We start from the raw sequence: 26983 nt of genomic DNA, 5'->3' as shown, positions 1-26983 counted from the left end.
CTATAGACCCACTGCTGTTCAGCTTTGTATCATAATGATAGGAAAACGTGAGCGGAAAGGAGGTTTTTTTATGGAGAGATATGATGAATTGAAAAAGGGAGAATCCGGGGCGCTGGTCAGTATTGCCGCGTATCTTGTGCTGTCCGCGATTAAGCTGATCATCGGTTATGTATTCCACTCGGAAGCTCTTACGGCAGACGGGTTAAATAACACAACCGACATTATTGCTTCTGTTGCTGTGCTGATCGGTCTCCGCATCTCTCAAAAGCCTCCTGATGAAGATCATCCTTACGGCCACTTTCGGGCGGAAACAATTGCATCCCTTATCGCATCGTTTATTATGATGGTTGTCGGCCTGCAAGTGCTTTTCAGCGCCGGTGAATCTATTTTTTCTGTGAAAGAAGAGACACCGGACATCATTGCGGCTTGGACGGCTGCAGGCGGGGCAGTCATGATGCTGATTGTCTATCAGTACAACAAAAAGCTTGCTAAAAAGGTGAACAGCCAAGCGCTGCTTGCGGCAGCTGCTGATAATAAGTCGGACGCGTTCGTCAGTGTCGGCACGTTTATCGGTATTTTGGCCGCGCAATTCCATCTGGCATGGATTGATACAGTGACAGCGTTTGTCATTGGCCTTCTCATTTGCAAAACGGCATGGGATATTTTCAAAGAATCATCGCATTCATTGACGGATGGCTTTGACGTAAAGGACATGTCCGATTATAAACAGACGATTGAAAAAATCTCCGGTGTCAGCCGTTTAAAAGACATCAAGGCGAGATATTTAGGCAGCTCTGTTCACGTAGATGTGGTGGTTGAAGTGTCCTCAGAGTTAAATATTACAGAGAGCCATGATATCGCGAATGAAATTGAGCGGAGAATGAAGGAGGAGCATGCGATTGATTATTCGCATGTTCATATGGAACCTTTGGAAAACAAATAACTGGTAAGGAGCTTCCTGTCATGGGAAGCTTTTTTTGTTTGATTGGCCTGTATGTATTGGTAACAATTTGCTAGAATCGTTTTTTTATACAGGTCGTTTTTTGTGGTAAAGTTAGGTTACTATATGATGAATTTTGTAGATGACTAGGAGGAAGAGAATGTCATACCAAGAAGACCTGCATCCTTTGCTGGGGAAAGCAGTTGAACATATCGATAAAGTAATGGTTGGAAAACGAGACATCGCAAAACTCAGCTTAGCAGCTATTCTTGCCAAAGGACATGTGCTGCTTGAAGATGTGCCGGGCGTAGGGAAAACGATGATGGTTCGCGCTCTGGCGAAATCAATCGGCGCAGATTTTAAACGAATTCAATTCACACCGGATTTGCTGCCCTCCGATGTAACGGGTGTTTCTATCTATAATACGAAATCAATGGAGTTCGAATACCGGCCGGGCCCGATTATGGGGAATATTGTGCTGGCTGACGAAATCAACCGAACATCTCCTAAGACACAGTCTGCCTTGCTTGAAGCGATGGAAGAGGGAAGCGTCACAGTTGATGGCAATACAATGCCGCTTGCCGCCCCGTTTTTTGTCATGGCAACACAAAATCCAGTGGAATATGAAGGGACATATCCTTTGCCGGAAGCCCAGCTTGACCGTTTTTTATTTAAACTTCGCATGGGCTATCCGTCCTTTGAAGAGGAATTCGATGTCTTATCTCTTCAGGAAAAAAGCCATCCGATTGAGACACTTGAGCCTGTGATTTCAAAAGAAGAATTCATTCGCCTGCAAAGAGAAGTGCAGGATGTCCGTGCCGATGACAGCATGAAGGAATATATTGTCGAAATCGTGCAGAAGACGAGACAGCATGCTTCAGTTCACTTAGGCGTCAGTCCGCGCGGATCCATCGGACTTATGAAAGCGGCCCAGGCCTTTGCGCTGCTTCATGGCCGCGATTATGTCATTCCGGATGATATTCAATATCTAGCTCCTTATACGCTGCCGCACCGGATGCTTCTGCAGCCGGAAGCAAAATTCGAAGGGGTTCAGGCAGAAACAATCGTACGGGAGATCATGTCAAACGTGAAAGTTCCGGTTCAAAGGTCGTCGGTCCGCCGATGAAAAAGACATTTCAATGGTTGATGTACGGGTGGAAACTGCTCGCATTAACGTTATTGACGGGTGCTGTTTTCTCTTATGCAATGTTTCAGGGCGGCTTTGTCAGCTGGTTTTTGTTTTATGCATTTCTCCCTTTTGTTGTATACGCCGGGCTGCTGGCGATGTACCCTCTCCGCTCTTTTCAGGTGTCGCGGCATATCGTCAAAACGCAATTCCATGCGGGAGACAGGCTTGAAGCTTCGATTACGCTTAAAAGAAAACTGCCGTTTCCCCTGATGTATATGGTGATTGAAGATTGTCTGCCGTCAGGGTTAGAGCCATTAAACGGAGATGAAGCTTTGGCCAAACAGCTGGTGTTTCCGTGGTTCAAACGGAGCATCACGATGTCATATCAAATAGCGCCAGTACCGCGTGGAGAACATCATTTTCATGCCGTCAGGGTGCGGGCCGGGGATGTTCTCGGCCTGATTGAAAAAACGGCGTTTTATGGAGCTGATGATGCGGTGTTTGTTTATCCGTCCTTTCAGTCTCTTCAGTATCAGCTGAATGAGCGTTATCAGGAAGATGGCGTAAGCGGGGCATCGCCTGTTCATCAGCACCAGTCTTCAGTCGCAGCGAGTGTAAGGCACTATCAGCCGGGAGACCGTTTTGCGGCGTTAGACTGGAAGACTTCGGCAAGAAGGAGCCAGCTGATGACGAAGGAATTTGAACCGTCGAAAAGCAAAAACCTGTTTCTTCTGATGGACCGTTTTAGCTCTGACGGATTCGAAGAGGTTGTTTCCGTGACAGCTTCAATTCTTCATTCTGTTTTAAAAAATAACGCAGGAGCAGGTCTGGCTTCAATCGGTAAGGAAAGGTCCATTTTTCCGATTCAGGAGGGAGAGCAGCATTTTAAACACATGCTGCATCATTTAGCCGTTTGCGATTGTAATGCTGCTGACCGCGTAAGCCGCTATGCACGTGAGGAGCTTGGGAAGCCGTCTGTTCGCCAGGCTGATAAAGTGATTGTCACGGGGCGGATCACTGAGGATTTGATGAGAATGCCAGAAGCAGGGATCAGCCCGGTTACCATTATACTCGCAAAAGAGAAAGACACCGATCTTTCTCAGGGTGAGTATATGATGATCGAACGCTTGCTGAAACACCAAATCAGAGTTCAAATCATGAGAGGCGGGCGAGTAGCTTCGCGTGTTGTTTAGAAAGAGAGGTGACGGTGTACATGCCGCTTGATGATCAGAAGGGAAGCCGTTTGAGCTTGCTGTTATTTTATTTTCTGGCTTTTTTATTGCTGTGGGAGTGGCTAAGGCCGCTGGATCATTTTACTGACACGAAGCATACGGGCTTTTTTATTGTCTTTATCGGCTTGACGTTTCTGCTGACTTTTTTCAGGATGAGGTGGTTTGTCACCATTCCTTTTTGTGTCTTATTTACGTTCATTTCGATACACATATTGTTTTACGAAGGGTCTATATTTGACTTGAGCTGGATCAGCTCTTTTTTACAGGACGTCTATTTGAATATCACATTTATTCAGACAGGACAATGGAATGATATGATTCCTTCTTTTCGGACCCTGCTGTTTTTTGTGCTGCTGTGGCTGCTGGTCTACCTCCTCCATTACTGGGTGATTTACCAGAGGAGAATCTTATTTTTCTTTATGATGACAGTGGCATATATTACGATTCTTGATACATTTACGCCTTATGACGCTTCCTACGCCGTTATCCGTATCGTGCTGATTGGTTTCTTTATGATGGGCCTTCTGTATTTGGAACGCATTAAGCTGATGGAACGAATAACACTACCGAAAGCGTCTGTTCTGAAATGGTTTCTCCCCCTGTCTGTGCTGATTTTGGCCGCGGTGGGATTTGGGCTTGCCGCGCCGAAATCAGATCCGAAGTGGCCGGATCCCGTTCCTTTTCTCAAAAAAGTCACCAATCAAGATCGGGTGCCGGCAGGAGAAAGTAAAATCGGATACGGGAATCACGATGAATCGCTTGGCGGTCCGTTTCAGCAGGACGATACCCCTGTTTTTACGTGGCAGGGAAAAGAGCGCACATATTTCCGGGTGGAAACGAAGGATACGTATACGGGAAAAGGCTGGATTGAAACAGATACAGGCATGTCGTATCAGCTTAGCGGCGGCAATGTGGAAAATCTGTGGTTTGATCATAAGGTTTCCACAGAGCGAAACACTGTACGCGTAAAGGTTGATGAGCATTATGGATATAACCATGTAATGTATCCGATTGGTGCGCAAAATATTAAGCCTAAGCAGGCCGTCTCACTTGAAATGAACGGGAACACTGAACAAATAACTCCGATCAGTGAGCAGAGCGGTGATATTCGGAATATGGGCAGTTATACAGTGACGTACAATTCCCCGGTCTATAAACAGGATCAGCTGAAAAAGGTGAAAGTAAGACAAAACAGTGAAGAGTACACATTCAGCGACCGCTATATGCAACTGCCTGATACACTTCCTGAGCGGGTGAAAAACCTTGCGATAAAGCTGACTGAGGGACAGGATAATATGTTTGATAAGGTGAAAGCTATTGAGGACTATTTAGGATCCAATGAGTTCACCTATGAAACAGAAAACGTGACCGTCCCTAAAGATGACGAAGATTATGTGGATCAATTTCTGTTTGAAACAAAGGTAGGCTATTGTGATAACTTTTCGTCCTCGATGGTGGTGCTCCTGCGTTCAGCTGGCATTCCGGCACGCTGGGTAAAGGGATATACGTCAGGTGAATATAAAGAAGCGGGGAACAAAAAAGGCAGCATCTATGAAGTGACAAATAACAACGCCCATTCTTGGGTAGAAGTGTATTTTCCAGAGCAGGGCTGGGTCACTTTTGAGCCGACAAAAGGATTCACAAATCCGGCTGAGTTTGCTTCCTCTGATAAAAAGGATTCCGGCAGCGAGAGCAGCAATCCGCCTGAGAAAGCTAAAGAGGACCAGAAAGAAGAGAGAATACAGCCGGAGAAAGAGGAAAAACAAAAGGAAAAACGTGAGCCTGCCGTTTCTAAAAAAACGCCGTCTGCGCATGCAAGTGTTAGTACAGGCTGGTATGTCGCCATTGCTGCGGTACTTTTGGCAGCTGTGTTGCTGTATGTATTCCGTTCGTTATGGCTACCTGTTTTCACAGTGAGAAAATTGAAGCGCCGCAGTGATCAGCATGTGTTTTTTGAGGCATACGGCGCGCTTCTGAAACAGATGAAAAGAAGAGGCCTGCCCAAACGTGACAGCGAAACGCTGCGGGAATATGCAAAACGAATTGACGAAACATATCATTCTGAAGACATGTTAAAGCTGACAGCAAACTATGAGCGGGCGCTGTACAGAAATGATGATGCGGCAAAGCTTTGGAATGATTCCAGAGAGTTATGGGAAAATTTAATTAAAAGAAGATGGTCTTGACCGCTTATCGACGTGTTGTTAGAATTAGTGAATATTATCGGAGTCTGGGAGCGAGTTGCCTGACTCCGGCAAACGGCCTTGCCAAAAGAGGGCGGAGCGTGTTTCATATCTGTCCTCGTTTTTTTCTGTGTCAAAAAACTTAGAGGAGATTAGGTGACAACCATGACAAAGTTAGTGAATGAAATGATTCTTGTCCTTGATTTCGGCAGTCAGTACAATCAGCTGATTACACGCCGCATCCGTGAATTTGGTGTATACAGTGAGCTGCATCCCCATACATTGACGGCTGAAGAAATTAAAGAAATGAATCCAAAAGGAATTATTTTATCCGGCGGTCCGAACAGTGTATATGATGAAGGCTCTTTCCGCTGTGACGAGAAAATCTTCGAATTAGATGTTCCTGTATTGGGAATTTGCTATGGCATGCAGCTGATGACTCATTACCTTGGTGGTAAAGTAGAAGCGGCCAGCCAGCGTGAATACGGTAAAGCGAACATCCACATCGAAGGAACACCTGATTTGTTCAAAGATCTTCCGAATGAACAAGTGGTTTGGATGAGCCACGGTGACTTGGTTGTAGAAGTGCCTGAAGGTTTCACTGTTGATGCGACAAGCCATCACTGTCCGAACTCAGCAATGAGCAAAGCGGATAAAAAATGGTACGGCGTTCAGTTCCACCCGGAAGTGCGCCATTCTGAATACGGCAATGACCTTCTGAAAAACTTTGTATTCGGCGTTTGCGATTGTGAAGGCAAATGGTCAATGGAGAACTTTATCGAAATCGAAATGCAAAAAATCCGTGAAACGGTCGGAGACAAACAGGTTCTTTGTGCGCTTAGCGGCGGCGTTGATTCTTCTGTTGTTGCTGTTTTGATTCATAAAGCGATCGGCGACCAGCTGACTTGTATCTTTGTAGACCATGGCCTGCTCCGTAAAGGCGAGGCTGAAGGTGTTATGAAAACATTCAGCGAAGGCTTTAACATGAACGTGATTAAAGTAGACGCAAAAGACAGATTCTTAAATAAACTGAAAGGCGTTTCTGATCCTGAGCAAAAACGCAAAATCATCGGTAATGAATTCATTTATGTGTTCGACGATGAAGCGGACAAGCTCAAAGGCATCGACTACCTTGCACAAGGAACGCTTTACACTGATATCATCGAGAGCGGTACTGCAACGGCGCAAACGATCAAATCTCACCATAATGTCGGCGGGCTTCCTGAAGACATGCAGTTTGAACTGATCGAGCCGTTAAACACGCTCTTCAAAGACGAAGTGCGCGCGCTTGGCACAGAGCTCGGCATTCCGGATGAAATCGTATGGCGCCAGCCTTTCCCAGGACCGGGCCTCGGCATCCGCGTTCTTGGCGAAGTAACAGAAGAAAAACTGGAAATCGTTCGTGAATCAGATGCGATTTTGCGTGAAGAAGTAGCAAATCACGGGTTAGAGCGTGATATCTGGCAATACTTCACTGTTCTTCCTGACATCCGCAGCGTTGGTGTTATGGGTGACGCGAGAACATATGATTACACAATCGGAATTCGCGCCGTTACTTCAATTGACGGCATGACTTCTGACTGGGCGCGTATCCCATGGGATGTGCTTGAAGTGATTTCTACACGTATCGTAAATGAAGTGAAGCACATTAACCGCGTGGTGTACGATATTACAAGTAAGCCGCCTGCGACGATTGAGTGGGAATAAGTAAATACCTAAGAAAAACGTCCCTTTATAAAAGGGGCGTTTTTTTTGTTAACTTTTTGAAACCGATTTGGCAGTTCTTATATCTAACAACATAGGAGGTGGATAAGGTGAAGGAAGAAAGATTGATTACAAAGGCGAGAAAAGGAAATTCTCGGGCCTTTGAAAAGCTTATGCTGGCACATCAGGAAACTCTATATAAAACAGCCTATCTCTATTTGAGAAATAAAGAAGATGCACTTGATGCTGTACAGGAAACGGCTTATAAAGCTTTTATAGGTATAGAAAAACTAAAAGAGCCAAAGTACTTTTTAACGTGGCTCACCCGAATTCTTATTAATTCAATTTTTGCAATGAAGAAAAAGAAGGGAGATTTGGTTCCGTTTGAAAGCCATCATGACACCGGCACGGATCAAAGGAATATTGAAGAATATATAGACTTGCGTAATGCGCTAGATACACTTGATGAACATGTTCAGTTAACCATTCAGCTCTATTATTTTCAAGATTATTCGATTTCAATGATAGCTGAACAAACAGGAATGGCAGAAGGCACAATTAAAACACATTTACATAGAGCAAGAAAATCACTTAAGCAGGAGCTGGAAAAGGAGGATAAAAACATATGGAAAAACACCAAGTAAAGCAGTTGTATGATGACATAGAAGTGCCAAAGAAAGCACTCAAAAAAGCAATACATCAAGCTGTCGTTCGTGCTGAAAATGAAACTAACACAAGGCGCCGTTTTAAATGGGCACGAACCATTACGAATGGAATGGCTGTTGCTGCTGTGGTAGGTATACTGTATTTAACGTCCGGTCTTTTTCTGCCATCTGTTAACAAAGCGATGGGAAGCATACCCATTGTCGGCCAAATTTATAAGGAGTTTCAAGATAAAGTTGGCCTATCATTGTTTAAAAGCAATTTGGTCACAAATCTGAATGAAAAAGCGGAGTCGCGAGGCATTACTATATCTGTGAACAGTTCATACTACGATGCCGGACAGCTTGTCTATAACTTTACTGTTGATAACCTCCAGTCTGATGAAAAAGAGCTCAGCTATAATGTGAGCAAAGCGAGTTTTAACGATAATTTTTCAATCGATCTTGATTCCTTAATGCTCAAAAAATTAAATAACAAACAATACGCTGGTCAATTAAGGCTTTATACAAAAGGAGCCGAAATAAAAAATGGGGATACCACGCCTTTTGTGATTACTCATATCAATGAAATACCGGGGAATTGGAGTTTCAAACTGCCTATTACCAAAAAGAATGCGAGTTATTTAGAAAGCTCAAAAGTGGTATCAGTGCATCACAATCGTTATCAATTTTCCAATATTCAAGTAGAGAACGGAAAGCTCGGTTCTGTCCTTCAATTTACAATAGATTATCAAGGCATAGCAAAGCATGATACGGTTGAAATTAACGAAGTCAAAGATGATTTAGGAAACACATATGAGATGACAGCGTCAAACATCGAACTTGGAGACCGCAAAAAAATAAACGAGAGAACGGTAAGAGCAAAAGGACAAACACTGTTAGAATCACCAATCAATCCAAAAGCGAAAAAGCTAACATTAATAGCAAATATTAAATCTGAGGCAGAGGGCAGTGAAATCGTCCCGCTAAATGCAGAGATGCCATTTCATGTTTCAGAAACAAACCATCAAAACATAGGGATTGAAATCAATAACATTAACCCAAAAGGGAGGAAAGTAATGGTTCATTACCGCTTCACTGGAATTGATACCTCAAGCATGAATGAAAATGATTTAGTGAATATAGGTGAAACGATTGGCCTTGGTGATACGAAAAAAATGCAATCTTGGCCTGATCCAGTGGGTGATTATGAAGAAGGTTATTATTTGAAAGCAAATATAGCTAAAGTGAAAAATATGAACACAGCCGAAATGGTATCTACTTTTGAACTGGATGATGATTATAATGATAAGCTGTCTTTAAAGCATTTTGAGTTTAGTGAGTACGGTCTGTATATTGATAACGGTGTTTTAAATCACCTGATTCAACTAAAGCCATTCTCGTTTACTGTACCAGTGCATCAGGTGAGTCAGCCTGCCGAAAAAAATAATCAAAAGTTGAAAAACCGTATGTAGTCGTGCATACGGTTTTTATCATTGTTGCCCATTTAGTCAATAGACGAATAAACCAATTTTTTTAATAAGTAATGTTCGTTATTTATATTGTCATTTCAAATCGAAGTTGGTACAATAGACACAGAAATCAAATAAGATGAATTCGTATAATCGCGGGGATATGGCTCGCAAGTCTCTACCAAGCTACCGTAAATGGCTTGACTACGTAAACATTTCTTTCGTTTGATATAAATAAAACACGTTTATTTATTCAAACTGGAATCCGTCTGTAGTCAAGCGTCCCAAAATATATTGGGGCGTTTTTTATTTGGCGATTTCAGGGCAGGATAAATAGCAAAGAGTGAAGGGAGTCAAATAGCTTGAAAAAGTTTTTTCAGTTTGATGAGCTGGGCACCAGCTATCGCAACGAAATCATCGGCGGATTAACGACCTTTTTATCCATGGCGTATATCCTGTTCGTCAATCCGATTACGCTAGCTTTGGAAAGTGTAAAAGATTTTCCGGAAGCATTGAGAATAGATCAAGGTGCGGTCTTTACGGCGACAGCTTTGGCGTCAGCAGCAGGCTGTATTTTAATGGGCTTAATTGCGAGATATCCGATTGCCATTGCGCCCGGTATGGGGCTGAACGCGTTTTTTGCGTTTTCTGTTGTTCTGGGTATGGGGATTTCCTGGCAGGCCGCTTTGTCTGGTGTTTTCATTTCAGGACTTATCTTTGTTGCTCTTTCTTTAACAGGTTTTCGTGAAAAAATCATTAACGCCATTCCGCCTGAGCTGAAATTGGCAGTCGGAGCAGGGATTGGCCTATTTATTACATTTGTCGGCTTGCAGGGCTCAGGAATTATTGCATCGAATCCTTCAACCCTTGTCACAATCGGAAACATTCACAGCGGTCCTGTGCTGTTAACGATTTTCGGTGTCATCGTAACGGTTATTTTGATGGTGCTTCGCGTAAACGCTGGCGTGTTTATCGGGATGCTGTTAACGGCGATTGCCGGGATGATTTTCGGTTTGGTTCCGGTTCCGTCTCAAATCGTCGGAAGTGTGCCGAGCCTTGAATCGACCTTTGGACAAGCTTGGATTCACTTGCCGGATATTTTCTCTGTGCAAATGCTGATCGTCATTTTAACATTCTTGTTTGTCGGATTTTTTGATACGGCTGGTACACTGGTTGCTGTGGCAACACAGGCTGGTTTAATGAAGGAAAACAAATTGCCGCGTGCGGGCCGTGCGCTTTTAGCTGACTCAACTTCCATCGTTATCGGCTCCGTGCTTGGGACGTCTACGACAACGTCTTATGTGGAATCAAGCTCGGGTGTTGCTGCGGGCGCTCGTTCCGGATTTGCGGCAATTGTAACTGGGTTTCTCTTTTTACTCGCTATGTTTTTCTCGCCGCTTCTATCAGTCGTTACGTCAAATGTAACAGCTCCGGCACTGATCATAGTCGGTGCATTAATGGTAGCGCCGCTTGGCAAAATCGCTTGGGATAAGTTTGAAGTGGCGGTTCCCGCTTTCCTTACAATGATCATGATGCCGCTAACGTACAGCATTGCGACTGGAATTGCGATCGGATTTATTTTCTACCCGATTACAATGGTGTGCAAAGGGAAAGCCAAAGAGGTTCATCCGATCATGTACGGACTGTTTGTTGTATTTATTCTTTACTTTATTTTCTTGAAATAATGATTGAAAACCAGCTGCAGTTTTTGCGGCTGGTTTTTTATTTTGTTGCGAAAGGCAAAACCATTTCATATCATATACCGTCATGTAGATGTGCCGCCATTGTTTACTGAAATGGAAATGACTTGACTGTTCAGGAAGGCTTCGGTACCTTATATAAGTGTTTTATTTTCTTGCTGAATGGTATTCCGCCGTATATTTTTGATAGGAGTTGCTAACATGACGGAAGAAAGAAAAGAAACGTTGGAAGAAGAAGTTAACCAGAATGAAGGAATAGATGAAGAGCCGCTTTCGCGGATGTCGAGAAAGGCCAGCCGCCAAAGCAAGCAGAAGCAGAAACAAAAGCAGAAACAACATAAGGAACGCGTAGAATCGTCTGCGAAAGAAAAGCTAGCCTCTGTTTGGGCAGCCATTAACAGATATTGCGGATTTGCTTTTTCAATATTGAAATCTCCGGCGAAAACGGTTGTGGCAGATGGTTTCTCTCATTATAAATATGGTCTTATTTCAATGCTCATATTCAGTATCGTTTTTTCAATCGGGAACTGGTTTCAGTTAAAGGCGAGCTGGAACAGGCCGCTCGGTTTTGGAGAACGCCATCACGCGTTTTATGACGGGTTTTTTGTCGTTCTTGTGTATATGCTCATCTTTTTTGCTGTTATGGTCTTCTCAATATGGGCCGTGTCTCGGTATATGATGAAGCAAAAGGTATCATTCAAGGAAGCTGCGGCTGGTTTTGGCTCATTGCTTGTACCGGTGATCGCCGTTTCAATCATTTGGATGATATTTGCGATTGTGAATGTACCGATGCTGACTGTCCTTTTCACAGTCTTAATCCTGTTTTCGCTTTTCTTTATGATGGCGCTGTATGTACAGCGTCTGTATCAGACGGCAAGTGAGGCACCGATTGACTACATCTATTGTGTGTTTGCTGTTTTAGCCGTTGCGCTGCTGTTTGCGGCAGTGACATGGCCGTTTATTTCTGAATATTTTACGGCGTCGCTTATCCCGCTTTAATGTAAAAAAACCGGCTGGAAAGGCCGGTTTTTTGATGTCACAGTTTTTACAAATATATCTAAAAAACACAGTTGAATTGTAGGATTAATCCGTGTATGATGAGGAAAATGCTGTGGAGGATGATGGACATGGCCCATTTACTTCGTCAGGCGATTTATCAAAAGAAGGAATTTTTAAAAACCAAATTAATGCTCTCAGAATTTTATCGCGGAAGAGGGGATCAGCTCGCTGATTATACGCTGAGTGAACTTGAGAAAGAATATGAGTCCCTTCGGAAAATGAAAAAAGAGATGTGACAATAAATAAAGAAATGTGAGTCTGCTGAAAAGCAGGCTTTTTTGTTTGGATTTTGAAAAGGATAGAAAGAGGGTAAACTATTGCTGAGTGAGGAAGAGAGTGTGTCGAAAAATTTTGTCTGCGATAACGGCCATAGCTGATTGTAAAGGGTTCATTTCTCTAGTAGAATATGAATGCTTTACGTAAGTTGAATGAGTAAGGGGGTTTTATAAAATGATGCAAACCTTATTATCAAACGGATTAGCAATGGTTCTCATTATTCTGATTATCAATGTTGTTTATGTATCATTTTTTACGATAAGAATGATTTTAACACTGAAAGGCCAGCGGTATTTAGCGGCCGGAATCAGCACGATTGAAATTTTGGTTTATGTGACCGGGCTGAGCCTCGTGCTCGATAACTTAGACCAGATTCAAAACGTGATTGCGTACGCACTCGGCTATGGTCTGGGCGTGATTGTCGGCATGAAAATCGAAGAAAAACTGGCGCTTGGCTATATTATGGTCAATGTGATTACAAAAGAGCTTGACCTCGATCTTCCGAAGCAGCTTCGTGAAAAAGGCTATGGCGTGACGAACTGGGTGGCCGGCGGACTTGAAGGCGACCGCACAGCTCTGCAGATTTTGACACCGAGAAGATATGAGCTGCAGCTGTACGAGACGATTAAAACGCTTGATTCAAAAGCTTTTATTATTGCGTATGAACCAAAAACGATCCACGGCGGCTTCTGGGTCAAAGCGGTGAAGAAGAGGAGAATTAAAGAATAATGGCAAAACCGAAGAAAAAAAAATTTGAAGTGACAGAACAGCAAACGATCGAAGCAGTGCTTCAGCAAATGAAAGAAGAAGGGTATATGCCTGTACGTCGAATGGAAGAGCCGATCTTCAAGGAAAAGATGGAAGATGGGTCAATTCAGATCGTTCCGTGCGGAAAAAAAATCGTATTTGAAGGGAAATTGATCTAAAACACGAACATTAGCAGAATGAATTTTTATATCGTTCGATAATGTCGTTGACATTATTCATGTCCGTTGTTAAGATAAACATGAAATCAAAACACGACCTCATATAATCTTGGGAATATGGCCCATAAGTTTCTACCCGGCAACCGTAAATTGCCGGACTATGCAGGAAAGTGATCGATAAAACTGACATGGATATATCGCAGAAGCGAACGACTGCCGATACATGCACCATGCCCGGTTTGTATTGCTTCCTCATAATGCAATACAAAGCCGGGTATTTTTTATTTTCTGAAAACTAAAGCATTAGAAGGTGGGAACAGAATGCAGCCGCTAGTAGGAATCATCATGGGAAGCACTTCCGATTGGGAGACAATGAAAAACGCATGCGACATACTTGAAGAACTTGAAGTGCCGTACGAAAAGAAGGTGGTTTCCGCTCACCGGACGCCTGATTTCATGTTTGAGTACGCTGAAACAGCCAGAGAAAGAGGCATTAAGGTCATTATCGCAGGTGCCGGTGGAGCCGCGCACTTGCCGGGGATGACAGCTGCTAAAACGACGCTGCCGGTTATCGGTGTTCCGGTTCAGTCTAAGGCTCTGAACGGACTCGATTCACTTCTTTCCATCGTGCAAATGCCTGGAGGCGTTCCGGTTGCAACAACAGCCATCGGAAAAGCGGGCGCTGTGAACGCAGGTCTGTTAGCGGCGCAAATTTTGTCAGCTTTTGACGAGGATCTAGCCAGAACGTTAGATGAAAGAAGAGAAAATACAAAACAAACTGTGTTAGAAAGCAGTGATCAGCTTGTCTAATCAAATCATCTATCCAGGAGCCGTCATCGGCATGATCGGCGGCGGACAGCTTGGGAAAATGATGGCTGTCTCCGCAAAACAAATGGGGTATAAAGTCGCGGTCGTTGATCCGGTGAAAGATTCGCCGTGCGGGCAGGTCGCGGATATCGAAATCACCGCTTCTTACAATGACCGCGAAGCGATTCGGAAATTGGCTGAGATCAGCGATATTATCACGTATGAGTTTGAAAACATCGATTATGATGCGCTGCATTGGCTGAAAGATCATGCGTATCTCCCGCAAGGAAGTGAGCTGCTGCTCATTACCCAAAACCGTGAAACAGAGAAAAAAGCGATTCAATCCGCGGGCTGTGAAGTTGCCCCTTACAGCATCGTCAAAACAAAGGATGAGCTGAAAGAGGCGGTTCAGTCGCTGGGGCTTCCCGCAGTGCTGAAAACATGCCGCGGCGGATATGACGGCAAAGGCCAATTTGTCATCAAGGAAGCGTCACAAATAGAAGAGGCTTCAGCTCTTTTAAAGCAAGGAACTTGCATTCTCGAAAGCTGGGTTTCTTTTAAAATGGAACTGTCGGTCATCGTTGTCAGATCGGTAAACGGAGAAATTTCGACGTTCCCGGCAGCGGAAAACATTCACCACAATAATATTCTGTTCCAAAGCATCGTGCCTGCACGGGTTGAAGAAAGGATTCAGGCAAAGGCTGCTGAGCTGGCCGTTAAGCTCGCAGATGAGCTGAATCTTGTCGGACCGCTTGCTGTTGAAATGTTCCTGACAGAGGGCGATGAGCTTTTGGTTAATGAACTGGCGCCAAGACCGCACAATTCAGGACATTACACGCTGGATCTTTGCGAGACAAGCCAGTTTGAACAGCATATCAGAGCGGTTTGCGGCCTTCCGCTTGGAAAAACGGAGCTGCTGAAGCCTGGCATGATGGTGAATCTTCTCGGCGATGAAGTCAAGATCCCAGAGGAAGAGCCGGAGCTTTTAAAAGAAGCAAAGCTTTATGTATACGGAAAACATGAAATCAAAAAAGGCCGCAAAATGGGGCATATTACTTTTATGAAGCAGCCTGAAGACGAATGGATTCAGGAGATCACAAATAAATGGAGAAATAGAGACGGAGGACAAGCAGAATGATCGAACGTTATTCAAGACCTGAAATGTCCGCGATTTGGACGGACGAAAACAGATTTCAAGCATGGTTAGAGGTTGAAATTCTTGCCTGTGAAGCGTGGGCGGAGCTTGGCGTTATCCCAAAAGAAGACGTAAAGCTGATGCGCGAAAACGCGTCATTTGACATCAACCGCATATTAGAAATCGAACAGGACACGCGCCATGACGTAGTTGCTTTTACGCGCGCTGTATCCGAATCACTGGGCGAAGAAAGAAAATGGGTGCATTACGGCTTAACGTCAACTGACGTCGTAGATACTGCTCTTTCTTACTTATTAAAACAGGCAAATGACATTCTGCTCAAGGATCTTGAGAGATTTGTTGACATCATAAAAGAAAAAGCGAAAGAACATAAATACACAGTCATGATGGGCCGTACACACGGCGTACACGCAGAGCCTACAACATTTGGTTTAAAACTTGCGCTTTGGCACGAAGAAATGAAACGCAACCTTGAACGCTTTAAACAAGCGAAGGAAGGCATTGAGGTTGGGAAGATTTCCGGTGCTGTCGGCACATATGCGAACATTGATCCGTTTGTTGAGCAATATGTTTGTGAGAAACTCGGCCTGAAAGCCGCACCGATTTCAACACAAACGCTTCAGCGTGACCGCCATGCTGATTATATGGCGACACTTGCTTTGATTGCGACAAGCATTGAGAAATTCGCGGTTGAAATTCGCGGACTGCAAAAAAGTGAAACACGCGAGGTCGAGGAATTTTTTGCGAAAGGGCAAAAAGGGTCATCAGCTATGCCGCATAAACGGAATCCGATCGGTTCTGAAAACATGACAGGTATAGCGCGTGTCATTCGCGGCTACATGATGACAGCTTACGAAAATGTTCCGTTATGGCATGAGCGCGATATTTCTCATTCTTCAGCGGAACGGATTATTCTTCCGGATGCGACAACCGCGCTGAATTACATGCTGAACCGTTTCTCCAATATCGTGAAGAACTTAACGGTCTTCCCGGAAAACATGAAGCGCAACATGGACCGCACATTGGGGCTGATCTACTCTCAGCGCGTGCTGCTGGCATTGATTGACACAGGCCTGACTCGTGAAGAAGCTTATGACACAGTGCAGCCGAAAGCAATGGAGGCATGGGAGAAGCAAGTACCGTTCCGTGAGCTTGTGGAAGCGGAAGAGAAAATCACGTCCCGTCTATCTCCGGAAAAAATTGCTGACTGCTTTGATTATCATTACCATCTGAAAAATGTGGATCTGATCTTTGAACGCTTAGGTTTAGCTTAGAAGAAGCTTTTAGCGGCTTCTTCTAAGCCGCTACAGTTTGAAAATTCCCAACATTCGGGTTAGGAGGCCTTCTGTGAATATTGTGAAGAATGAACTTTTATATGAAGGAAAAGCAAAAAAGATCTACAAAACCGATGACGAAAACACGCTGTATGTGGTGTATAAAGATTCTGCCACTGCCTTTAACGGAGAAAAAAAGGCGGAAATTAGCGGCAAAGGGCGCTTAAACAATGAGATTTCAAGCCTGATTTTCAAACACCTCCATAAAAAAGGAGTTAATAACCACTTTATCGAGCGGATGTCGGAAACAGAGCAGCTCATTAAAAAGGTAACGATTGTGCCGCTTGAAGTCGTCGTCAGAAATGTTGTGGCAGGAAGCATGTCCAAACGTCTCGGCATTCCAGAAGGCACGGAGCTTGAACAGCCGATTATCGAGTTTTACTACAAGGATGACGCGCTGGGTGATCCGCTCATCACAGAAGATCATATTTGGCTTTTGAAAGCGGCGACTCCTGAGCAGGTAGAAGCCATTAAGTCCATTACAAAAACAGTAAATGAGGAGCTTCAAAGCATTTTTGACGATTGTCATGTCAGATTAATAGATTTCAAGCTTGAATTCGGTTTAGATGCAGATGGGCAAGTGCTTTTGGCGGATGAAATTTCACCTGATACATGCCGTCTGTGGGATAAAGACACGAACGAAAAGCTGGACAAAGATTTATTCAGACGCAATCTGGGAAGCTTAACCGACGCATACGAAGAGATTTTCAAAAGACTGGGAGGCATTCATCATGTATAAAGTAAAAGTTTATGTCAGCTTAAAAGAAAGTGTACTGGATCCACAAGGGAGCGCTGTCCAGCATGCCTTGCACAGTATGTCTTACAAGGAAGTCGCCGACGTGCGCATCGGGAAATACATGGAGCTAACAATTGAAAAGTCGGACCGTGATCTTGACGTGCTAGTGAAAGAAATGTGCGAAAAACTTCTTGCGAATACAGTGATTGAAGATTACAGATATGAGGTTGAGGAGGTAGTCGCACAGTGAAATTTGCGGTGATAGTGTTACCCGGCTCTAACTGTGATATCGATATGTATCACGCTGTAAAGGATGAACTCGGCCATGATGTGGAATACGTCTGGCACGAGGAAACAAGCCTTGACGGCTTCGACGGTGTGTTAATCCCGGGAGGTTTTTCTTACGGAGATTACTTGAGATGCGGCGCCATCGCCCGATTTGCGAATATTATGCCTGCTGTAAAACAGGCAGCGGCTGAAGGAAAACCTGTCCTCGGCGTCTGCAACGGATTTCAGATTTTACAGGAGCTTGGCCTTTTGCCAGGTGCAATGAGACGTAACAAAGATTTGAAGTTCATTTGCCGTCCGGTTGAATTAATCGTGCAGAACGACGAAACTTTATTCACCTCTTCCTATGAAAAAGGCCAATCGATTACAATTCCGGTTGCCCACGGTGAAGGGAATTTCTACTGTGATGACGAAACGCTTGCTTCATTAAAAGAAAACAATCAAATTGCTTTCACATACGGTTCCGATATTAACGGAAGTGTCAGCGATATTGCCGGTGTTGTAAATGAAAAAGGAAATGTGTTAGGCATGATGCCTCATCCAGAGCGCGCGGTCGATGAACTGCTTGGAAGCGCCGACGGTCTTAAATTGTTTCAGTCTATCGTGAAAAATTGGAGGGAAACTCATGTCACTACTGCTTGAACCAAGTAAAGAACAAATAAAAGAAGAGAAAATATATCAGCAAATGGGTGTCAGTGATGATGAGTTTGCATTGATTGAATCCATTCTTGGAAGATTGCCGAACTACACAGAAATCGGAATTTTTTCTGTCATGTGGTCAGAGCATTGCAGCTACAAGAACTCAAAGCCGATTTTGCGTAAATTCCCGACGAGCGGCGAACGTGTGCTGCAAGGTCCGGGGGAAGGCGCCGGAATCGTTGATATCGGTGATAACCAAGCGGTTGTGTTCAAAATTGAATCGCATAACCATCCATCAGCCATCGAACCGTACCAAGGCGCTGCGACTGGCGTAGGCGGCATAATCCGTGATGTCTTTTCAATGGGTGCGCGTCCTATCGCTGTATTAAACTCTCTTCGATTTGGTGAACTGACTTCACCGCGCGTGAAGTACTTGTTTGAAGAAGTAGTAGCAGGTATCGCCGGATATGGGAACTGCATCGGAATTCCGACAGTCGGCGGCGAAGTGCAATTTGACAGCAGCTATGAAGGAAATCCGCTTGTCAACGCAATGTGCGTCGGACTGATCAATCATGAAGACATCAAAAAAGGCCAGGCAAAGGGTGTCGGCAACACGGTCATGTATGTCGGCGCAAAAACAGGGCGAGACGGAATTCACGGCGCTACGTTTGCGTCTGAAGAAATGTCTGATGCTTCTGAAGAAAAGCGCTCCGCGGTTCAAGTCGGCGATCCGTTTATGGAGAAGCTTTTGCTTGAAGCGTGTCTGGAAGTCATTCAATGTGACGCCTTAGTCGGCATTCAGGACATGGGAGCTGCCGGCCTGACCAGCTCAAGCGCGGAAATGGCAAGTAAAGCGGGTTCTGGCATTAAAATGAACCTTGACTTGATCCCTCAGCGTGAAACAGGCATGACCGCTTATGAAATGATGCTTTCTGAATCACAGGAACGGATGCTGCTTGTTATTGAGCGCGGACGTGAACAGGAAATCATCGATATCTTTGACAAATATGATCTTGAAGCAGTTTCTGTCGGACGTGTAACAGATGATAAAATGCTGCGCCTGACACATAAAGGTGAGGTTGTATGCGAGCTCCCTGTTGATGCCTTGGCAGAAGAAGCGCCGGTTTACCACAAGCCTTCTCAAGAGCCGGCTTACTACCGTGAATTTTTAGAGACGGATGTCCCGGCTCCTCAAATTGACGATGCGAATGAAACACTGAAGGCGCTCCTGCAGCAGCCGACGATCGCAAGCAAAGAGTGGGTTTACGATCAATATGACTACATGGTGCGGACGAATACAGTTGTGGCACCTGGATCTGACGCGGGTGTTCTTAGAATCCGCGGAACGAAAAAGGCGCTGGCAATGACAACTGACTGTAACGCCCGTTATCTCTACCTTGATCCAGAGGTCGGCGGAAAAATTGCTGTCGCTGAAGCGGCGCGCAACATCGTTTGCTCCGGTGCAGAACCGCTTGCGGTTACAGATAACCTGAACTTCGGAAACCCGGAAAAACCGGAAATTTTTTGGCAGATTGAAAAGGCGGCTGACGGCATCAGTGAGGCGTGCAACGTTCTTAGCACACCTGTAATCGGCGGAAACGTATCGCTTTATAACGAATCAAACGGCACGGCGATCTACCCGACACCTGTAATCGGCATGGTCGGTTTAATTGAAGATACAGATCACATTACAACGCAGCATTTCAAACAAGCGGGCGACCTTGTGTACGTCATCGGCGAAACAAAACCTGAGTTTGCCGGAAGCGAGCTGCAAAAAATGACAGAAGGCCGCATTTACGGCAAAGCGCCGCAAATCGATCTTGATGTAGAACAGGCACGCCAAAAGGCACTGCTTGACGCGATTAAACAAGGCTATGTTCAATCAGCGCACGATGTATCCGAAGGCGGCATAGGCGTAGCAATTGCGGAAAGTGTCATGACAACGGAAAACCTTGGCGCTAGCGTGACTGTTGAAGGGGAAGCAGCATTATTATTCTCTGAATCTCAATCCCGCTTCGTTGTTTCTGTGAAAAAAGAACATCAAGCAGCGTTTGAAGCAGCTGTACAAGATGCGGTTCATATCGGTGAGGTAACAGCTGACGGACTTCTGAGCATTCAAAATCAAGACGGACAACAATTGATTCACGCGCAGACGAAAGAGCTTGAACGCGCGTGGAAAGGAGCTATCCCATGCTTGCTGAAATCAAAGGCTTAAATGAAGAATGCGGCGTTTTTGGGATTTGGGGACATGAAGAAGCCCCGCAAATTACGTATTACGGCCTCCACAGCCTCCAGCACAGAGGACAGGAGGGGGCGGGCATTGTGGCGACTGACGGTGAACAGCTGACGGCGCATAAAGGCCAAGGGCTGATCACTGAAGTATTTCAAAACGGTGAGCTCAGCAAAGTGAAAGGGAAAGGCGCAATTGGGCACGTTCGGTATGCAACAGCCGGCGGCGGCGGATATGAAAATGTTCAGCCGCTCCTCTTCCGCTCCCAAAACAACGGCAGCCTGGCGCTTGCCCATAACGGGAACTTGGTGAATGCCACTCAGCTGAAGCAGCAGCTTGAAAATCAAGGGAGCATCTTCCAGACGTCTTCGGACACTGAGGTTTTGGCTCACCTGATCAAAAGAAGCGGCCACTTCACGCTGAAGGATCAAATTAAAAACTCGCTTTCCATGCTGAAAGGCGCCTACGCGTTCCTGATCATGACTGAAACAGAAATGATTGTCGCGCTTGACCCGAACGGACTTAGACCGCTGTCAATCGGCATGATGGGAGACGCTTATGTTGTCGCTTCAGAAACATGTGCATTTGATGTCGTCGGCGCGACGTATCTTCGCGAGGTGGAGCCGGGCGAAATGCTGATTATTAATGATGATGGCATGAAATCAGAGCGCTTCTCCATGAATATCAACCGTTCCATCTGCAGCATGGAATACATCTATTTCTCACGGCCTGACAGCAATATTGAGGGCATTAACGTGCACAGCGCGCGTAAAAACCTTGGAAAAATGCTTGCTCAGGAATCAGCGGTTGAAGCTGATGTGGTGACAGGCGTTCCGGATTCCAGTATTTCAGCGGCTATCGGCTACGCGGAAGCAACAGGCATCCCGTACGAGCTTGGGTTAATCAAAAACCGTTATGTGGGCAGAACGTTTATTCAGCCGTCACAGGCTCTGCGTGAGCAGGGTGTCAGAATGAAGCTTTCTGCGGTGCGCGGTGTTGTAGAAGGAAAACGCGTCGTCATGGTGGATGACTCTATCGTGCGCGGAACAACAAGCCGCCGGATCGTAACGATGCTCAGAGAAGCGGGTGCGACAGAAGTGCATGTGAAAATCAGTTCGCCGCCGATCGCTCATCCGTGCTTCTACGGTATTGATACGTCTACACATGAAGAACTGATCGCGTCTTCTCACTCGGTTGAAGAAATCCGTCAGGAAATCGGAGCCGACACTCTCTCATTTTTGAGTGTCGAAGGGCTGCTGAAAGGAATCGGCAGAAAATACGAAGACGCTAATTGCGGGCAATGTCTTGCTTGCTTTACAGGGAAATATCCGACTGAAATTTATCAGGACACTGTGCTTCCTCATGTAAAAGAAGCGGTGTTAACCAAATAAAACTTGAAAATGACATAAAGGCAGCGCAGTTCGGCTGCCTTTCTCTTTCTGCCCTTGATCGGAGAGATATTTTGAAAAGCGCCTTAAAGGAGTGAATAGGATGTCTGAAGCATATAAAAACGCAGGAGTTGACATCGAAGCCGGATATGAAGCTGTAAAACGGATGAAAAAACATGTGGAGCGTACGAAAAGGCTTGGCGTTATGGGCAGCCTTGGCGGTTTTGGCGGCATGTTTGATCTGTCGGAGCTTTCTTATCAGAAACCCGTTTTAATTTCGGGAACAGACGGTGTCGGTACAAAATTAAAGCTGGCTTTTTCCATGGATAAACATGACACGATTGGTGTAGACGCTGTCGCAATGTGTGTCAATGACGTGCTTGCGCAAGGTGCGGAGCCGCTCTTTTTCCTCGACTATTTAGCGGTCGGCAAAGCAGATCCCATGAAAATTGAGCAGATCGTACAAGGCGTTGCGGATGGCTGTGAGCAGTCAGGTTCAGCCTTGGTCGGCGGAGAAACCGCTGAAATGCCTGGAATATATACAGTTGATGAATACGATATCGCAGGTTTCTCAGTTGGTGTGGCGGAAAAGGATGAAATCGTGACCGGCGAAAACATCAAGGAAGGCCACCTTTTAATCGGACTAAGCTCCAGCGGTCTTCACAGCAACGGATTTTCCCTTGTGAGAAAGGTGCTTCTGGACGATGCAGAGCTTGATCTCGACGAAACGTATGAGCCGTTTGAACGCCCGCTCGGCGAAGAATTGCTTGAGCCGACAAGAATTTACGTGAAGCCTGTGCTTGCGGCTGTGAAAAGCGGACTCATTGATGGTATGGCGCACGTAACAGGCGGCGGATTTATTGAAAATCTTCCGCGTATGCTTCCTGAAGGCTTAAGTGCGGAAATCGATCACGGCTCTTGGCCGATCCCGCCGATCTTCTCTTTCTTGCAGGAGCATGGCAAGCTGAAAGAAGAAGACATGTTTAACGTCTTTAATATGGGCATCGGATTTGTTCTCGCGGTAAAAGAAGAACATCTCACAAAAGTTATCGGAACGCTTGAAAGCCATGGCGAAAAAGCCTATTTAATCGGGCGAGTGAAACAAGGTGAAGGCGTTACATTCGGCGGTGCTGCACTTTCATGAAAAAGTTTGCGGTATTTGCATCCGGAAATGGCTCAAACTTCGAAGCCATCGTCACACGCTTGAAAGAGGAGAACTGGGATGCGTCCGTATCACTCCTCGTTTGCGACAAACCGCAGGCGAAAGTCATCGAGCGGGCGGAAAGATTCCAGATTCCATCCTTTGCTTTTGAGCCGAAGTCTTATGAAAACAAGGCCGCATTTGAACGGGCCATTATTGAACAACTTCATCTTCATGAAGTAGAATTGATCGTTCTCGCCGGCTATATGAGACTGATCGGTGATACGCTGCTCCAGGCATACGGAGGAAAAATCATCAACATCCATCCGTCCCTTCTTCCCGCTTTTCCTGGAATAGACGCAGTCGGACAGGCATACCGCGCGGGTGTGAAGGTGGCCGGGATTACCGTTCATTACGTCGATGAAGGAATGGATACAGGTCCGATCATCGCTCAAAAGGCAATTGAAATTAATCAACATGATACATTGGAAACAATCGAACAGCGGATTCACAAGCTTGAGCATAAATGGTATCCAAGTGTGATTAAACAGCTATTAGGATTAAATAACAGAGGTGAAAAGGCATGACCATTAAACGCGCACTAATCAGTGTTTCAGATAAAACAAATCTTGTTCCTTTCGTAAAAGAACTGACAGAGCTTGGCGTTGAGGTTATTTCAACCGGCGGCACAAAAAAGCTTCTTCAAGAAAACGGTGTTGAAGTTATCGGAATTTCTGAAGTGACAGGTTTTCCGGAAATTATGGACGGGCGCTTAAAAACGCTTCATCCGAATATTCACGGCGGTCTTCTTGCAGTTCGCGGCAACGAAGAGCATATGGCGCAGATCAATGAACACGGCATTGCGCCAATTGACCTGGTTGTCGTCAACCTCTATCCATTTAAAGAAACGATTTCTAAAGAGAATGTGACGTACGAAGAAGCTATTGAAAACATTGATATCGGCGGACCTGGCATGCTGCGAGCGGCATCGAAAAACCATCAGGATGTGACGGTTATCGTTGATCCAGCGGATTACAGCCCTGTTCTGAATCAAATCAAAGAAGAAGGCGATGTTTCGCTTCAGAAAAAACGCGAGCTGGCGGCAAAAGTATTCCGTCACACTGCGGCATATGACGCGCTGATCGCTGACTATCTGACACATGTTGTCGGTGAAAAAGAACCAGAACAATTCACCGTTACATTTGAGAAAAAACAATCGCTTCGCTACGGAGAAAACCCGCATCAGGAAGCAACATTCTATCAAAGCGCGCTTCCTGTCAAAGGTTCTATTGCACAAGCAGAACAGCTGCACGGCAAAGAGCTTTCTTACAACAACATTAAAGATGCGGACGCAGCTGTTCAAATTGTTCGTGAATTCACTGAGCCTGCTGCGGTCGCAGTGAAGCATATGAATCCGTGCGGGGTGGGAACTGGCGAAACGATCGCAGAAGCGTTTGACAGAGCGTTCGAAGCAGATAAAACATCGATCTTCGGCGGCATTATCGCGTTGAACCGTGAAGTGGACAAGGCAACAGCCGAAGCGCTTCATCATATTTTCTTAGAAATCATCATTGCGCCTTCATTCAGCCAGGAAGCGCTTGATATCCTGACAGCGAAGAAAAATCTCCGTCTGCTGACACTTGATGTGACAGCTGCCGTCCAAAAAGAAAAACAGCTGACATCTGTACAAGGCGGATTGTTGATTCAAGATTTAGATATGCACGGCTTTAATGATGCTGAGATCAGCATTCCGACAAAAAGAGAGCCGAACGAGCAAGAGTGGGAAGATTTGAAGCTTGCTTGGAAAGTCGTGAAACATGTGAAATCCAATGCGATCGTTCTCGCAAAAGATAACATGACAGTAGGTGTAGGAGCGGGACAAATGAACCGCGTCGGATCAGCGAAAATCGCAATCGAGCAGGCCGGAGAAAAAGCGAAAGGCAGCGCACTCGGATCAGATGCATATTTCCCAATGCCTGATACAGTCGAAGAAGCGGCAAAAGCGGGCGTTACAGCTATCATCCAGCCAGGCGGATCTATCCGTGACGAGGATTCCATTAAAAAAGCGGACGAGTACGGCATTGCCATGGTATTCACCGGCATCAGACACTTCAAACATTAAGGGGATGAAAACGACGTGAATGTATTAATTATCGGTAAAGGCGGAAGAGAGCATACGCTGGCATGGAAGGTGGCGCAAAGCAGCCTTGTTGATACGGTATTTGCCGCTCCGGGAAATGACGGCATGGCATCTTCTGCACAGCTTGTAAACATTGAGGAAAGCGACCACGCCGGGCTTGTCTCATTTGCAAAAGAAAATCAGGTCGGGCTGACCATTGTCGGGCCTGAGGTTCCTTTAATTGAAGGCCTTGTTGACGAGTTCGAAAAAGCCGGTCTTCGTGTGTTCGGTCCGTCAAAAGCCGCCGCAATCATCGAAGGAAGCAAACAGTTCGCAAAGGATTTAATGAAGAAATACGACATACCGACCGCAGAATACGACACGTTTACATCCTTTGAAGAAGCGAAGGCTTATGTGCAGGAAAAAGGCGCTCCGATTGTCATTAAAGCGGACGGACTTGCGGCTGGAAAAGGCGTAACTGTTGCGATGACGGAAGAAGAAGCCATCGCGTGTCTGCATGATTTTCTTGAGGATGAAAAATTCGGTGATGCGAGCGCATCTGTCGTAATTGAAGAATTTCTTTCTGGCGAAGAGTTTTCCCTCATGGCGTTTGTCAAAGGAGAAAAGGTATATCCGATGGTCATTGCCCAGGATCATAAGCGTGCTTTTGATGGAGACAAAGGGCCGAATACAGGAGGAATGGGCGCTTACTCTCCTGTTCCGCAAATTTCGGAAGACACCGTGCGTCATGCTGTAGAAACGATCGTCAAGCCAGCCGCAAAAGCAATGGTTCAAGAAGGTCGCTCCTTCACAGGCGTTTTGTATGCGGGGCTGATGCTCACTGCGAATGGATCGAAGGTCATTGAATTTAATGCCCGCTTCGGCGACCCGGAAACGCAGGTTGTGCTGCCTCGTATGGATTCTGATCTGGTACAAGTGCTTCTAGATCTTTTAGATGATAAGGAAGTTGACTTGAGATGGAAGGATACGGCGGCAGTCAGTGTCGTGCTTGCTTCAGAAGGCTATCCTGAAAGCTATGCAAAAGGCACGCCGATTGGCAGCCTGACAGCAAATGCTGATCAAGTTGTCGTCTTCCATGCCGGAACGAAAGCAGAAGGTGAAGAGTTCGTCACAAACGGCGGCCGTGTCGCCAATGTGACCGCTTTTGATGAAACGTTTGAAGCGGCACGAGACAGAGTGTACAAAGCCGTTGATGAGATCATCAAACCCGGCCTGTTTTTCAGAAAAGATATCGGAGCACGAGCTCTGAAGGCTGCCCAAAAATAAAGTGAAGAAAAACCCGCAGATTGTGCTGCGGGTTTTTTGTTATACAAAAGCATGCCGGAAAGCGGAAGAAGAAAGCACAACAAGCGTGGTCGGTTTTCCGTGGGCCATTGAAGCGTCTATAAAATCTTCTAGACTATGCACAGATTCCGTCACCACTTTTGTCACATAGCTGTACATACCTGTAATCCGGTGGTTCTCTGCCACATCGGGGTGAGCTGCGGCAAAGGCGGCGTAGTGTTTGCAGCTTTTCGGCTCCATCAGGATAAAAGCAGTGACATGTTTGTTTAGCTTTTCATAACAGATATCAGCGCTGTACCCGGTAATGACCCCTTTGTCCTCAAGCTTTCTGACACGTTCCGCCGCACTTGGAGAACTGAGTCCGACAAGCTTTCCTAATTCAACCATCGTTAATCTCGCATTTTGCTGCAAATGCGAAAGAATTTGAAGGTCTGTATCGTCCATTGGTATTGCTCCTTTATATGTTTAGGTGAATTGGTGAGAATTCCTTTTATTATGAGGAAATGTTGTTGATTTAGCTTAATTGTAGCATATGGGTGCCGTTTGTTTTTTTCTATAATAAAGCCATTAACATGAAA

General features: G+C 45.4%; 25 protein-coding genes and 2 riboswitches. Of the genes, 24 read left to right on the top strand and 1 reads right to left on the bottom strand.

All coding sequences use genetic code 11. The features are described 5' to 3' along the window. Window positions 1–70 precede the first annotated feature (70 nt). The 24 genes from mneS to purD all read left to right on the top strand — a co-directional run bounded on the left by mneS (window position 71) and on the right by purD (window position 26387). On the top strand, window positions 71–943 hold the full coding sequence (gene mneS, locus NST16_RS14750; protein WP_268446509.1) for a manganese transporter MneS: 873 nt from the start codon (window positions 71–73) through the stop codon (window positions 941–943). 157 nt (window positions 944–1100) lie between these two features. Further along, the gene (locus NST16_RS14745) at window positions 1101–2066 is read left to right on the top strand and encodes an AAA family ATPase (RefSeq protein ID WP_340887310.1); all 966 of its coding nucleotides are present in this window, start codon (window positions 1101–1103) and stop codon (window positions 2064–2066) included. After that, entirely contained in the window at window positions 2063–3262 is a 1200-nt protein-coding gene (locus tag NST16_RS14740; RefSeq protein ID WP_340887309.1) for a DUF58 domain-containing protein, read from the top strand. The genes NST16_RS14745 and NST16_RS14740 overlap by 4 nt, the downstream gene beginning before the upstream one ends. A 20-nt stretch (window positions 3263–3282) precedes the next feature. Continuing rightward, the gene (locus NST16_RS14735; protein ID WP_340887307.1) at window positions 3283–5487 is read left to right on the top strand and encodes a DUF4129 domain-containing transglutaminase family protein; all 2205 of its coding nucleotides are present in this window, start codon (window positions 3283–3285) and stop codon (window positions 5485–5487) included. A 162-nt stretch (window positions 5488–5649) separates the two neighbouring features. Then, window positions 5650–7191 carry a glutamine-hydrolyzing GMP synthase gene (guaA, locus tag NST16_RS14730; protein ID WP_168747092.1) on the top strand — a complete coding sequence of 514 codons (1542 nt, stop codon included), beginning with the start codon at window positions 5650–5652 and terminating at the stop codon, window positions 7189–7191. A gap of 107 nt (window positions 7192–7298) precedes the next feature. Continuing rightward, entirely contained in the window at window positions 7299–7832 is a 534-nt protein-coding gene (locus NST16_RS14725; protein ID WP_340887305.1) for a sigma-70 family RNA polymerase sigma factor, read from the top strand. Further along, window positions 7814–9304 carry a DUF4179 domain-containing protein gene (locus NST16_RS14720; RefSeq protein ID WP_340887304.1) on the top strand — a complete coding sequence of 497 codons (1491 nt, stop codon included), beginning with the start codon at window positions 7814–7816 and terminating at the stop codon, window positions 9302–9304. Before NST16_RS14725 ends, NST16_RS14720 begins: the two co-directional genes overlap by 19 nt. A gap of 122 nt (window positions 9305–9426) precedes the next feature. Beyond that, window positions 9427–9528: riboswitch (purine riboswitch) on the top strand. A gap of 135 nt (window positions 9529–9663) precedes the next feature. Further along, window positions 9664–10986 carry a hypoxanthine/guanine permease PbuG gene (gene pbuG / locus NST16_RS14715; RefSeq protein WP_024120435.1) on the top strand — a complete coding sequence of 441 codons (1323 nt, stop codon included), beginning with the start codon at window positions 9664–9666 and terminating at the stop codon, window positions 10984–10986. Window positions 10987–11202: 216 nt separating this feature from the next. After that, window positions 11203–12000 (top strand): hypothetical protein, encoded by a 798-nt coding sequence (locus tag NST16_RS14710; RefSeq protein ID WP_326330283.1) that lies wholly within the window; start codon window positions 11203–11205, stop codon window positions 11998–12000. Window positions 12001–12128: 128 nt separating this feature from the next. Next, entirely contained in the window at window positions 12129–12296 is a 168-nt protein-coding gene (locus NST16_RS14705) for a Fur-regulated basic protein FbpA (RefSeq protein ID WP_340887302.1), read from the top strand. Window positions 12297–12510: 214 nt separating this feature from the next. Then, the gene (locus NST16_RS14700; protein ID WP_010333240.1) at window positions 12511–13065 is read left to right on the top strand and encodes a DUF2179 domain-containing protein; all 555 of its coding nucleotides are present in this window, start codon (window positions 12511–12513) and stop codon (window positions 13063–13065) included. Further along, window positions 13065–13262, top strand: coding sequence for an NETI motif-containing protein (locus NST16_RS14695; RefSeq protein ID WP_010333241.1), 198 nt, complete (start codon window positions 13065–13067; stop codon window positions 13260–13262). The genes NST16_RS14700 and NST16_RS14695 overlap by 1 nt, the downstream gene beginning before the upstream one ends. 79 nt (window positions 13263–13341) lie before the next feature. After that, a riboswitch (purine riboswitch) is annotated at window positions 13342–13443 on the top strand. Window positions 13444–13583: 140 nt separating this feature from the next. Continuing rightward, window positions 13584–14072 (top strand): 5-(carboxyamino)imidazole ribonucleotide mutase, encoded by a 489-nt coding sequence (purE, locus tag NST16_RS14690; protein ID WP_010333242.1) that lies wholly within the window; start codon window positions 13584–13586, stop codon window positions 14070–14072. Beyond that, window positions 14065–15207 (top strand): 5-(carboxyamino)imidazole ribonucleotide synthase, encoded by a 1143-nt coding sequence (purK, locus tag NST16_RS14685; protein ID WP_340887298.1) that lies wholly within the window; start codon window positions 14065–14067, stop codon window positions 15205–15207. The genes purE and purK overlap by 8 nt, the downstream gene beginning before the upstream one ends. Next, window positions 15204–16499, top strand: coding sequence for an adenylosuccinate lyase (gene purB / locus NST16_RS14680; protein WP_010333244.1), 1296 nt, complete (start codon window positions 15204–15206; stop codon window positions 16497–16499). Before purK ends, purB begins: the two co-directional genes overlap by 4 nt. Before the next feature lie 73 nt (window positions 16500–16572). Beyond that, window positions 16573–17298 (top strand): phosphoribosylaminoimidazolesuccinocarboxamide synthase, encoded by a 726-nt coding sequence (purC, locus tag NST16_RS14675; protein ID WP_026014673.1) that lies wholly within the window; start codon window positions 16573–16575, stop codon window positions 17296–17298. Further along, the gene (gene purS / locus NST16_RS14670) at window positions 17291–17545 is read left to right on the top strand and encodes a phosphoribosylformylglycinamidine synthase subunit PurS (protein ID WP_010333246.1); all 255 of its coding nucleotides are present in this window, start codon (window positions 17291–17293) and stop codon (window positions 17543–17545) included. The genes purC and purS overlap by 8 nt, the downstream gene beginning before the upstream one ends. Beyond that, window positions 17542–18225: a phosphoribosylformylglycinamidine synthase subunit PurQ gene (gene purQ, locus NST16_RS14665; protein WP_168747096.1), complete on the top strand. Its 684-nt coding sequence runs from the start codon at window positions 17542–17544 to the stop codon at window positions 18223–18225. Before purS ends, purQ begins: the two co-directional genes overlap by 4 nt. Next, on the top strand, window positions 18209–20437 hold the full coding sequence (gene purL, locus NST16_RS14660) for a phosphoribosylformylglycinamidine synthase subunit PurL (protein ID WP_340887296.1): 2229 nt from the start codon (window positions 18209–18211) through the stop codon (window positions 20435–20437). Before purQ ends, purL begins: the two co-directional genes overlap by 17 nt. Then, window positions 20413–21843 carry an amidophosphoribosyltransferase gene (gene purF, locus NST16_RS14655; RefSeq protein WP_010333249.1) on the top strand — a complete coding sequence of 477 codons (1431 nt, stop codon included), beginning with the start codon at window positions 20413–20415 and terminating at the stop codon, window positions 21841–21843. The genes purL and purF overlap by 25 nt, the downstream gene beginning before the upstream one ends. Before the next feature lie 100 nt (window positions 21844–21943). Then, window positions 21944–22984, top strand: a complete 1041-nt coding sequence (gene purM / locus NST16_RS14650) for a phosphoribosylformylglycinamidine cyclo-ligase (RefSeq protein ID WP_340887294.1) — start codon at window positions 21944–21946, stop codon at window positions 22982–22984. Next, window positions 22981–23568 carry a phosphoribosylglycinamide formyltransferase gene (gene purN, locus NST16_RS14645; RefSeq protein WP_326330285.1) on the top strand — a complete coding sequence of 196 codons (588 nt, stop codon included), beginning with the start codon at window positions 22981–22983 and terminating at the stop codon, window positions 23566–23568. The genes purM and purN overlap by 4 nt, the downstream gene beginning before the upstream one ends. Beyond that, entirely contained in the window at window positions 23565–25103 is a 1539-nt protein-coding gene (gene purH / locus NST16_RS14640) for a bifunctional phosphoribosylaminoimidazolecarboxamide formyltransferase/IMP cyclohydrolase (RefSeq protein WP_326332216.1), read from the top strand. The genes purN and purH overlap by 4 nt, the downstream gene beginning before the upstream one ends. Window positions 25104–25118: 15 nt before the next feature. After that, window positions 25119–26387: a phosphoribosylamine--glycine ligase gene (gene purD / locus NST16_RS14635; protein ID WP_095714335.1), complete on the top strand. Its 1269-nt coding sequence runs from the start codon at window positions 25119–25121 to the stop codon at window positions 26385–26387. A gap of 39 nt (window positions 26388–26426) precedes the next feature. On the opposite strand, the gene NST16_RS14630 is transcribed toward purD, so the two are convergent. Next, complete coding sequence (locus tag NST16_RS14630; RefSeq protein ID WP_024120450.1) at window positions 26427–26849, bottom strand: Lrp/AsnC family transcriptional regulator; 423 nt, start codon at window positions 26847–26849, stop codon at window positions 26427–26429. Between the last annotated feature and the right edge of the window lie 134 nt (window positions 26850–26983).

It is taken from the genome of Bacillus sp. FSL K6-1005, from assembly GCF_038000225.1.
Taxonomy (GTDB): Bacteria; Bacillota; Bacilli; order Bacillales; family Bacillaceae; genus Bacillus; species Bacillus mojavensis.
This window is presented reverse-complemented; position numbering and strand designations above follow the sequence as displayed.